The sequence below is a fragment of the Collinsella sp. LCP21S3_D3 genome (assembly GCF_052118305.1).
Taxonomy (GTDB): Bacteria; Actinomycetota; Coriobacteriia; order Coriobacteriales; family Coriobacteriaceae; genus Collinsella.
In genome coordinates this window covers 1-10,925 of record NZ_JBQKHK010000027.1, presented here as the reverse complement: position 1 = coordinate 10,925, position 10,925 = coordinate 1, and the positions used below count along the sequence as shown (strand labels likewise).

Genomic DNA, 10,925 nt, shown 5'->3' with positions numbered 1-10,925 from the left:
CCTGCGGCTTCTACGAGCATACGAGGCGCCAGATGATCGATCGTCCCCAGCCCTTCTGGGACTATTGGCAACGGCAGGGAGCGGCTACGTCAATGCTGGTCTAACAGAGAGTTGCGTAAAAAGCCGCGAGCGCGTTTGTAAACAATCTGTTGCGCCGTCCCTCTGGGGCGGCGTTTTTTATGCGTCGCCTTTAAAGTTATGCCCTGCACTTTAGAGTATGAAAGTGCTTGCTGCTAAAACTTTACTGGAGGGCATCTATGGCACCAGCTCTGTCCGATTTCCAACCACAACCAGCGCTTCAGACCTCAGCGGCGGCGCAAGCCGCCATTGGCGACGGTCTGGTCAAAGAGGCTCAGGCTTTTGCCGATGAGCTTGCCGCATGGCGTCACGATCTGCATCGGATGCCCGAACTCGGTAACGACCTCCCACAGACCTCTGCGTATATCCAAGCGCGCCTGAACGAGATGGACATCCCATTTTCCACGCTCGTCGATGGTTCCTGCGTTGTGGGCCTTGTCGGTGTCGGTGCCGCCGCGGCCCAGGGCAATGGCGTCTGCACGGACGAACAGGCCGGTACGGTCGTTATGCTGCGCGGCGACATGGATGCCCTGCCCGTTGCCGAGGAATCCGGCGAGCCCTTTGCATCTACCAATGGCTGCATGCATGCTTGCGGTCATGATATGCACGCGACGGCGCTGCTTGGTGCGGCGCGCCTGCTCAAGGCTCGCGAGGCCGCGCTTGTCGACGCCAATGCCACCGTCAAGCTGTTGTTCCAGCCGGGCGAGGAGACCTTTGAGGGGGCACGTGCTGCCATCGCCGACGGCTTGCTCGAGAACCCGCGTCCTCAGGCGGCTTTTGCCATGCATGTCAACAGCCAGTCGCCGCTTGGTCTGGTGCTCTACGGCAGCCCGGCGCTTTCGGGCGTGTACGGTTTCCGCATCACGCTGCAGGGCAAGGGCGGCCACGGTTCGAGCCCCGAGATCTGCATCGACCCCATCACGGCAGGCGTGCATGTGCACCTGGCGCTCCAGGAGCTTATCGCTCGCGAGGTGCCGGCGGCCAAGGAGGTCGCGCTCACCGTGGGTAAGTTTGCCGGTGGCCAAGCGGCCAATGTGATTCCCGACACCTGCGTGCTCGAGGGAACATTGCGCGGCTTTGACGTTGAGCTCATGGAGCACCTCAAGACCCGCATCGCGGAGGTCGTCAAAGGCGTTGCCACGACTTATCGTACGCCGGCGACTATCGAGACGCTCTCGGATGTTCCCCCGCTCGTGCTCGATGACGATATGACCCAGGCTTCGCTTGGCTATGTGGGTGCGACGTTGCCCAAGGCCGCCTTCCTGCCTCTGTTCCATGCCATGGCGAGCGAGGACTTTGCGCTTATCTCGAGCGAGATACCGAGCGCGTACTTTACGTTCGGTGCGGCTGTGACCGATACGGACGAGCACTTTGCCCAGCACCATCCCAAGGCACGCTTTAGCGATGCCGAGTTGCCGCTCGGCGCCGCGGCTTATGCGGCGGTCGCCCTGGGCTATATCGCCGACCACAAGGAGTAATCCATGTCCCAGCAGCATAAATTCTTCCCCGGTTGGCTCGTCGTGGCCTCCGGCTTTGTCATCATGGCCACGTGTTACACGATTTTCGTTAACTGCATGAGCCTGTTTCAGCCGCTTATCGTGAGCGACTTGGGCATTTCCCTTGCTCAGTACAACATCTCCAACGCCATCTCAACCGTGGTGAGCGTTGTCGGCTCGCTTGTCATTGGCCATGTTGCCGACAAAGTGAGCGGTCGCATCTTGGGTTCCCTTACCGTTATCGCCACCTCTGCCGTTCTTGCCGGGATGAGCTTTGTCGGTGAGCTGTGGCAGGTCTACGTGCTCTTTGCCGTCTCGGGCTGCTTTGCCGTCGCCTCGACCCGCCTGCTCATTAGCCTTGTGACCGCCAACTGGTTTACGGCCAAGCGAGGTCTTGCGATCTCCATAGCACTTTCGGGCTCGGGCTTTGGAGGCGCTGTTCTGTCTCCCACCGTGAGCTCGCTTATCGTGAGCGTTGGCTGGCGTTCCGCCTTCCTGGTGCTCGCGGCCATCTGCATGGTGGCGGCGCTGCCCATCACGGCCTATTCCTTCCGCACCAAGCCTTCTGAGATAGGCCTTAAGCCGCTCGGCGAGAACCCGGGCGATCCGTCCGTCTCGACAGCTGGCGACAAGGACGAGCACACGGCTCCCGAGGTTAACGTCGGTTGGTCTCGCATCAAGAAGAGCCCGGCGTTTTGGCTGCTTGTCGTCGCCTTTCTCTTTATGGGCCTCGTTAACGGTGCCATCTTGCCCAACCAGATCACCAACATGACGAGCGTTACCGTCAACGGCGCCAAGATTGTCACGGGCGGTCACGATCCCGTGTGGGCGGGCACTGTGCTTTCGGCCTATATGGTCACCGTCGTTATCGCCAAGATTTCGCTCGGCGTCATTTACGATCGCTTTGGCCTACGTTTTGGCAACGTGTTGGGATCCGTTGCGTGCATTATCGCCTGCGTCGCCCTGTGCTTCCCCGCGACCGATCTTGGTCCCATTGTGGCTGCCGTGAGCTTTGGTGTCGGAACGTGCATGGGCACCATCACGCCCACTATCGCCGCGTCCAAGCAGTTTGGCATGGCCGATCTGGGCAAGGTCACGGGCACCATTACCTCGCTCGAGATGGTCGGCGGCACCGTGGGTGCCATTGTCTCGGGCGTGCTGTTCGATGCCACGGGCTCCTTTGCGAGCACCTGGATCGTGTGCCTGGTGTGTTCTGTGGTCATGCTCGTATTCCTGCTGGCATCCGAGCCCATCGCCGCTAAGCTGCGTGCGAGCGTGGCGGGGGAATAGACGTCCGTCGCTCTTTTCTGTTCGCCCCGTGTTCTGTCCGTGGCCGCCTTGGAAGCCGAATGGATGCTCGTACCATCATTCGGTTTCCAAGGCGGCCACGGGTATACAAAATGATCCGTTTTCCTCTGTCCCCAACAGATCGTGTGATTCGAAGGGGGCGGAGGAAAGCGGATCGGCTGCAGCGGCGGCACGTCTGGCCGAACGAGCCCCCATACCCTCGTTCGGTCAGACGCGTCGCCGCGTTTTGTTTTTGTGCCGTATAATGACCACTACCTATGACGCGATACTAAAAGAAAGGTGTTTGCCCATGCAGGCACAGAAGGCGGAGGGAACCCGCGACCTTATCGGCGCCGAGATGCGCGCCTGGCAAAAGATGCAGCGGATCGCTGCCGGCGTGTTCGAGCCGTTTGGCTTTAAGCCCATCGAGACGCCCGCGATCGAGCAGGTGGACGTGTTTGTCCACGGCATCGGCCAGTCGACCGATGTCGTGCGCAAGGAGATGTTCCGCGTGTTTAGCGGCGCCAACCTGGAGCGTGTCTTTACCGAGGGCACCGATGCCAAGCTCAAGCCCAAACAGCGCTTGGCGCTTCGTCCCGAGGGCACTGCCGGCGTGGTGCGCGCCGTCGTGGAGAACAACCTGGTGCCCCAGGGCTCCACGCCGTTTAAGGCCTACTATGCCGAGGCCATGTTCCGCGGCGAGCGCCCCCAGAAGGGCCGCCTGCGTCAGTTCCATCAGGTGGGCATCGAGTGGCTCGGTGCTCCCGATCCGGCTGCGGACGCCGAGTGCATCATTATGCTCATGGAGTTCTACAAGCGTCTGGGCTTCGATCTTTCCAAGCTCCGTCTGCTCATTAACTCGATGGGTGATGCCCAGTGCCGTCCGGCCTATCGCGAGCAGGTCAAGCAGTTCATTCTCGATCACGCCGACGAGATGTGCGATGAGTGCCGCGAGCGCGCCGAGCTCAACCCGCTGCGCGCCTTCGACTGCAAGAACGACCATTGCCGCGAGATCATGGCCGAGGCCCCGCTGATGGGTGACAACCTGTGCGACGAGTGCCGCGAGCACTACGAGCAGGTCAAGCGCTATCTGGATGCCGCCGGCATCGAGTATGTCGAGGATCCCACCCTGGTGCGCGGCCTGGACTACTACACCCGTACCGTCTTTGAGGTCGAGGCCCCCGGCGCCGGCGTCGGCTCCATCGGTGGCGGCGGCCGCTACGACGGCCTGGTCGAGCTCGAGGGCGGCAAGCCCACAGCCGGTGTCGGCTTCGCCGTCGGTTTTGAGCGCGCCCTGCTGGCCCTGCAGGCCTTTGGCAGCGACCTGGGTGCCGATGAGGCTCCGTGTGTCTACGTTGCCAACGCCGGCAAGGAACTGCGTCAGAACGTTTTTGCCATTACGCAGAAGCTTCGCGCCGCAGGCATCGTGACCGAGGCAGACTATCAGGGTCGTTCGCTCAAGGCTCAGTTTAAGCAGGCCGACAAGGTGGGCGCCAAGCTCATTTTGGTCTTGGGCGGCGACGAGCTTGCCGCCGGCAAGGTCAAGGTGCGCGACATGCAGAGCCATGACGAGGTGCTGGTCGATCTGGCCAACGTGGTCGAGGCGGTTCGAGAGCGCCTGTAGCGCATCATTTTGAGCTGCGGGTCCGCTAACGCGTCCCGCTCGCGGCGAACGATTGTTACGGGGGTGTTTCGCTTTTATGCGGAATGTCCCCGTTTGCATATGCCGCCCACCGAGAAATACGACCATTTGGGGCAAAAAGCCTTGCAATGCAGAAAATACTTTTGTGTGGTAAAGCGCAATCAGTGTCGAAAGTATTTCTCAAGTGCCTATAATGAATACCGCATGTTACGTGCATAGAAGGAGGAATGGGAGGAAACGTGGCTGAGAACCTAAGCAACCAGTCTGTACCCGAAGCCGCGGCGCGCGTCGCTGCCGTGGTCAACCGCCTCGTTAACCGAATCGGCTCGAATGCCGAGTCCAGGGAGCGTCTCGCCGAGATTGAGATTCCCGAGGAGCTGCGCGACAACCTTGCGCTGTTCCTGCGCCTGGAGCGCCGTGTGCTTAGCGAGTATGATCCCGAGATCGCGGACCTGTTCGACAAGATTCTGTCGGCCGAGATCGTGGCCAATGCCGGCAACCCCGGTAGCCGTGCCGCCGACGAGGCCGTCGACGAGCAGGGCGTGCCCACCGCCGACGAGCCCACTGCTGTGGCGTTTCGCGAGGTCGTCGATTTGATCGACAGCCTACCGCTCGATAAGCAGCAGGTTATCGTCCGCGCCTTTACGAGCTTCTTCCATCTGGCAAACCTGTCGGAGGAGAACTACCGTGTGAAGCAGCTGCGCGAGCGTGAGGCCGGCGCATCGACCGATACCGAGGTCGATCCCGCCAACGAACTCACCGTCGCCTATCACCAGCTGGTGGATGAGATGGGTGTCGAGGGCGCCAACGAGCTGCTCGGCAAGCTTGAGTTCCATCCCGTCTTTACCGCGCATCCCACCGAGGCCCGTCGCAAGGCCGTCGAGGGCAAGATTCGCCGTATCTCTAACCTGCTGGAGGAGCGTCCGCGTCTGGGCGGCTCCGACCTGGTGGAGAACGAGCGCCATATGCTGCAGGAGATTGACGCCCTGGTGCGTACGAGCCCCATCGCGCTCAAGAAGCCCACGCCGGTCGAGGAAGCCGATACCATCATCGACATCTTCGATAACACGCTGTTCGACGTCATCCCCGTCATCTATCGTCGCTTTGACGACTGGGTGCTGGGTGACAAGGCCGGTACCGTGCCGCCGCTGTGCCCGGCGTTCTTCCATCCCGGCAGCTGGATCGGTTCCGACCGCGACGGTAACCCCAACGTCACCGCCAAGGTGAGCCGTGAGGTCGCCGCCAAGTACTTCACCCACATGGTGCTCAAGCTCGAGGACAAGTGCCGCCGCATCGGCCGCAACCTCACGCTCGAGGCCACCTACAGCAAGCCGTCTGCCGAGCTCATCAACCTGTGGAACCATCAGGTCGAGATGAGTGCCCATTACACGGCCCGCGCCGAGCTTATCTCCGAGCACGAGCCGCATCGCGCCGTCATGCTCGTCATGGCCGACCGTCTGAGCGCCACCGTACGTCGTATCACCGACACCATGTATCATAGCGCCGACGAGTTCCTGGATGACCTGCGCGTCGTCCAGCGTTCGCTGGCTGCCTGCGGTGCCGTCCGTGCCGCCTACGGCCCGGTGCAGACCATCATCTGGCAGGTCGAGTCCTTCGGCTTCCATATGGTCGAGATGGAGTTCCGTCAACACTCCGTGGTGCATGCCCGCGCCCTCAAGGATATCCACGAAAACGGTATCCATGGCGACCTGCAGCCCATGACGCGCGAGGTCATCGATACCTTCCGCGCTATCGGCTCCATCCAAAAGCGCTACGGCAAGAAGATGGCACACCGCTACATCATCTCGTTTACCAAGAGTGCCCAGCATGTGGCCGACGTCTTTGAGCTGGCCCACCTGTCCTTCGCACACGAGGAGGACGTTCCCGAGCTCGACGTGATCCCGCTGTTCGAGCAGCTCGAGGACCTCGAGGGCTGCGTCGACGTGCTCGACCAGATGCTTACGCTGCCCGTGGTGCAGAAGCGTCTTGCCCAGACCAACCGCCGCATGGAGGTTATGCTGGGCTACTCCGACTCCTCCAAGGATGCCGGTCCTACCACGGCCATGCTTGCGCTGCACTCCGCGCAGGAGCGCATCGCCAAGTGGGCCGAGAAGAACGATATCGACCTGGTGCTCATGCACGGTCGCGGCGGCGCCGTGGGCCGTGGTGGCGGCCCGGCCAACAAGGCCGTACTGGCGCAGCCCAAGGGTTCGGTCAACTGCTTCTTTAAACTCACCGAGCAGGGTGAGGTCATCTTTGCCCGTTACGGCAACCGCACGCTGGCTCAGCGCCATGTTGAGTCCGTTGCCGCCGCAACGCTTTTGCAGTCGGCCCCGAGCGTCGAGAAGACCAACACCGAGACCACGCAGAAGTTCTGGGATATGGCCGAGAAACTCAACGCCGCAAGCCACGAGCGCTATCTGGACCTGCTGAACACCGAGGACTTTGCACCGTGGTTCTCGACTGTGACGCCGCTGACCGAGGTCGGTCTGCTGCCGATCGGCTCGCGTCCCGCCAAGCGCGGCTTGGGTGCCAAGTCGCTCGACGACCTGCGTACCATTCCGTGGATTTTCAGCTGGAGCCAGGCACGCATTAACCTGGCCGCTTGGTACGGCCTGGGCACCGCCTGCGAGCAGCTGGGCGATCTTGACCAGCTCAAGGCTGCCTACCAGGAGTGGCCGTTCTTCCGCACCTTTATCGATAACATCGAGATGTCGATTGCTAAGACCGATCAGCGCATTGCCAAGATGTATCTGCATCTGGGCGACCGCGATGATCTGTCCAAGAAGGTCTTTACCGAGATGCAGCTCACCCGTAAGTGGGTCCTTGCCATCGTCGGTGACGAGTGGCCGCTGCAGCGTCGTCGCGTGCTCGGCTGTGCCGTTCGCGTGCGTAACCCCTACGTCGACGCCCTGTCCATCGCCCAGGTCCGCGCCCTCCGCGAGGTGCGTATGAACCAGGACGAGATGGCCGAGGAGAAGAAGGCCGAGTACATGAGCCTGATTCTTTCGACTGTGACCGGCGTCTCGGCAGGTCTGCAGAACACGGGGTAATCGATAGCCCTGTGGCTCTCACCGGGGCCCGACGGGTTTCCCTCTGAATGCGTCCTCGCACTTGAAGCCCCCTTATCCTGCTCCTTCGGAGCTGCGGATAAGGGGGCTTCGTGCTGCGGAATGCATTCAGAGGGAAACCCGTCGGGCCCCTTCGTCCTCGGTCTTCTGGAATTAGAGCTGAGGAGAAGAATGGCGCGCTTCGCGCATAGCGTGGAGTGCGGCGAGGGATTCTTGCGTCCTGCGGAGTGTGCCTAAAAGTAAACTGATGGCGGGCCCTGCGATGTCCGGTCTTCGGCGGATTACTGCTGGGGGAATAATGGCGCGCTTCGCGCGTTTGGAAAGGGCTTCGTGCTGCGGAATGCATTCAGAGGGAAACCCGTCGGGCCCCTTCGTCCTCGGTCCTCTGGAATTAAAGCTGAGGAGAAGAATGGCGCGCTTCGCGCATAGCGTGGAGTGCGGCGAGGGCTTCTTGCGTCCTGCGGAGTGTGCCTAAAAGTAAACTGATGGCGGGCCCTGCGATGTCCAGCTTCGGCGGAAGGCCGCTGGGTGAGGGTGGTGCCTGGGGCGACGTGCAAAAAACGGAGTTTTCAGCAGCCAAAGATCGATGCATAAGGCCATAGCCGGCCCTCGCTGCCTTTGTTGATGATTTTGCAAGACAATTGGGCCTTGGCGATGCTCATATATGGCTGGTTTCTCGCCGCATGTTATCCAGATGGGACGAGTCATGAGGACGATCTACCTTTTGAAAGACTTTTGACACGAAAATCTTATCTTGCGATGCTGAATACTCGCAAAAATGCACGCTCCGGAGGGGGCTACCATGTTGCGGTTCGAAACCCAATGCGTCATTCTATGCAGTATATTGACCTATTTATGCAAGATAGCTTACACGCGCATGTCACAGGATTGATGTTTGCCTCAGCGCTGCGTAAGCCACCCTGCCTATAGCTTCTTTGACAGGAGGCCGCGGTCCCTCTTGGGATCGCGGCCGTTTTGTTGTGGGTCAAATATGAACGTTTTGTTAACGACTCGGTGGACGGTGGTGTTTTTCGGTGAGCGGCGTATCCTTCCAACGGTTTATCTAGTGTGTCAGTTGAAAGGAAGAGGGCGCTCGTCATTGTTTGAATGTGAACTGCCGTTTGACCACAAGACATTGCATCTGGAGCTCGAGGATAAGAACTTCGCGGGTGTGATGGAAGGTCACCAAAACGAGTTTAAGACTGCAAAATCGCAGGAAAAGCTGGTAGAGGATTCGCTTGCCAACCCTTATGGATCGCCTTCGCTCGAGGAGCTTTGCGCTGGCAAGAAGGATATTGTCATCATTAGCTCTGACCATACGCGCCCCGTTCCCTCGCGTGTGACGATGCCTATTCTGCTGCATCACATCCACTCCGCTGCGCCTGAGGCGCGCGTTCGCATTCTGGTTGCTACGGGTATGCATCGTCCGTCGACGCACGAGGAACTCGTCAACAAGTATGGCGAGGAGATCGTTGCCAACGAGGAAATTGTCATGCACGTCGCGACCGACGACAGCATGATGGAAAAGATCGGCACCCTGCCTTCTGGTGGCGAGTGCATCATCAACAAGATTGCCGCCGATTGCGATCTACTGCTTGCCGAGGGCTTTATTGAGCCGCATTTCTTTGCCGGTTTTTCTGGCAGCCGCAAGTCCGTGCTGCCCGGCATCGCCAGCTACAAGACCATCATGTACAACCACAACGGCCAGTTTGTGAACGATTCCCATTCGCGCGCCGGCAACCTGTGCCACAACCACGTGAGCGAGGACATGTTTGCCGCTGCCGAGATGGCTCACCTTGCCTTTGTGCTCAACGTGGTGCTCAACGGCAAGCACGAGGTCATCGGCTCCTTTGCCGGCGACATTCACAAGGCGCACGAGGCCGGCTGCGAGTTCGTGAAGAGTCTTGCCGGCGTTGAGCCCGTCGAGTGCGAGATTGCCATCACCACCAACGGTGGCTATCCGCTCGATCAGAACGTCTATCAGGCCGTGAAGGGCATGTGCGCTGCCGAGGCCACACTTCCCGAGGGCGGCGTGATCATCGATGTCGCCGGTTGCGCCGATGGTCACGGTGGCGAGGGCTTCTATCACAACATCGCTGACAACGATCCGGCAGAGTTTGAGCGCGCCTGCATCGACCGTCCTAAGGACGAGACCCTGCCCGACCAGTGGACGAGCCAGATCTTTGCCCGCATCCTGGCGCATCACCCTGTGATCATGGTCACCGACCTGTGTGATCACCAGATGCTCAAGGATATGCATATGACGCCGGTCAACACCCTCGAGGAGGCGCTCAAGCTCGCCTTTGAAATGAAGGGTGCCGATGCCAAGGTAGCCGTCATTCCCGATGGCCTGGGCGTTGTCGTCGCTCAGCACTAGCGCGCGGCCTAAACGAATCGTTTGTAACCGACAAGAAAGATAAGGTTTTATGCTTACCAAACTCCTCTGCGAATTCGGTGCAACGGCCCTCATGATCATCTTTGGCGTGGGCGTACACTGCGATACCGTGCTTAAGGGCACCAAGTATCAGGGCTCCGGCCACATGTTTGCCATCACCACCTGGTCTTTTGGCATCTCGGTCTGCCTGTTTGTCTTTGGCGGCGCCGTGTGCATGAACCCGGCTATGGTGCTTGCCCAGTGCATCGTCGGTCTGGTGCCGTGGAGCAGCTGCATCCCCTTCATGATTGCCGATATGCTCGGCGGCTTTGTGGGCGCCGTGATCGCTTGGTTTATGTATACCGACGAGTTCAAGGCTTCCGAGGGCGTCGTCGACCCCATTGCCCAGCGCAACATCTTCTCGACCAACCCCACCACCGAGGGCACGAACTATGCCCGCAACTTCTTCTGTGAGGCTATCTGCACCTTTGTGTTCATCAGCGCCATCCTTGCTGCCGCTAGCCGCGCCGGCGAGAACGTTCTGATGCTCGCTATCTGCGTCGGCCTGATCGTTTGGGCCGTTGGCATGGGCATGGGTGGCATCACCGGCTTCGCCATGAACCAGGCACGCGACCTTGGTCCTCGCATGGCCTATCAGGTGCTGCCGATCAAGAACAAGGCTGACAACAACTGGAAGTACGGCCTGCTCGTTCCTGGCATCGCGCCGTTTATCGGTGCCGCTCTGGCCGCGCTGTTTGTGCACGGTTTCTTGGGCATGTTCTAGTCCAAGGCCGCATAGTAGTCCGCTGGCCGCATGGGGTGACTTCCCAGCGCGTCCTCGGACATGAAAGAACCCCCGCTGCGCACTGAACTGCACCCCAAAACTTGGACGGCTTAAATAAGAACTACGCCGCAAGGGACTGTCTCCGGAACTCCTCCGGGGTCAGTCCCTTCAGTTTAACCTGGCGCCTCCTCGT

General features: G+C 60.2%; 7 protein-coding genes. 6 read left to right on the top strand and 1 reads right to left on the bottom strand.

The window, feature by feature from the left end; all coding sequences use genetic code 11:
* Window positions 1-257 precede the first annotated feature (257 nt).
* From ACTQ1S_RS08790 to larD, 6 genes are all read left to right on the top strand, one after another.
* Window positions 258-1,556 (top strand): M20 family metallopeptidase, encoded by a 1,299-nt coding sequence (locus ACTQ1S_RS08790; protein ID WP_441547519.1) that lies wholly within the window; start codon window positions 258-260, stop codon window positions 1,554-1,556.
* Between the two features lie 3 nt (window positions 1,557-1,559).
* On the top strand, window positions 1,560-2,864 hold the full coding sequence (locus ACTQ1S_RS08785) for an MFS transporter (protein ID WP_441032221.1): 1,305 nt from the start codon (window positions 1,560-1,562) through the stop codon (window positions 2,862-2,864).
* Between the two features lie 307 nt (window positions 2,865-3,171).
* Complete coding sequence (hisS, locus tag ACTQ1S_RS08780; RefSeq protein WP_427729192.1) at window positions 3,172-4,485, top strand: histidine--tRNA ligase; 1,314 nt, start codon at window positions 3,172-3,174, stop codon at window positions 4,483-4,485.
* A gap of 257 nt (window positions 4,486-4,742) precedes the next feature.
* Complete coding sequence (locus ACTQ1S_RS08775; protein WP_441547518.1) at window positions 4,743-7,556, top strand: phosphoenolpyruvate carboxylase; 2,814 nt, start codon at window positions 4,743-4,745, stop codon at window positions 7,554-7,556.
* A gap of 1,117 nt (window positions 7,557-8,673) precedes the next feature.
* On the top strand, window positions 8,674-9,951 hold the full coding sequence (larA, locus tag ACTQ1S_RS08770) for a nickel-dependent lactate racemase (protein ID WP_441547517.1): 1,278 nt from the start codon (window positions 8,674-8,676) through the stop codon (window positions 9,949-9,951).
* A 49-nt stretch (window positions 9,952-10,000) separates the two neighbouring features.
* Window positions 10,001-10,732, top strand: coding sequence for a D/L-lactic acid transporter LarD (larD, locus tag ACTQ1S_RS08765; RefSeq protein WP_441017382.1), 732 nt, complete (start codon window positions 10,001-10,003; stop codon window positions 10,730-10,732).
* Window positions 10,733-10,853: 121 nt separating this feature from the next.
* On the opposite strand, the gene ACTQ1S_RS08760 is transcribed toward larD, so the two are convergent.
* Window positions 10,854-10,925 (bottom strand): IS3 family transposase (locus ACTQ1S_RS08760; RefSeq protein ID WP_441015707.1); only part of this gene is annotated, 72 nt, incomplete at its 5' end.

Excerpts from the sequence above, each read along its gene's own strand:
- hisS (WP_427729192.1), top strand. The coding sequence starts at position 3,172 with ATGCAGGCACAGAAGGCGGAGGGAACCCGCGACCTTATCGGCGCCGAG.
- larD (WP_441017382.1), top strand. The coding sequence starts at position 10,001 with ATGCTTACCAAACTCCTCTGCGAATTCGGTGCAACGGCCCTCATGATC.
- ACTQ1S_RS08790 (WP_441547519.1), top strand. The coding sequence starts at position 258 with ATGGCACCAGCTCTGTCCGATTTCCAACCACAACCAGCGCTTCAGACC.
- ACTQ1S_RS08785 (WP_441032221.1), top strand. The coding sequence starts at position 1,560 with ATGTCCCAGCAGCATAAATTCTTCCCCGGTTGGCTCGTCGTGGCCTCC.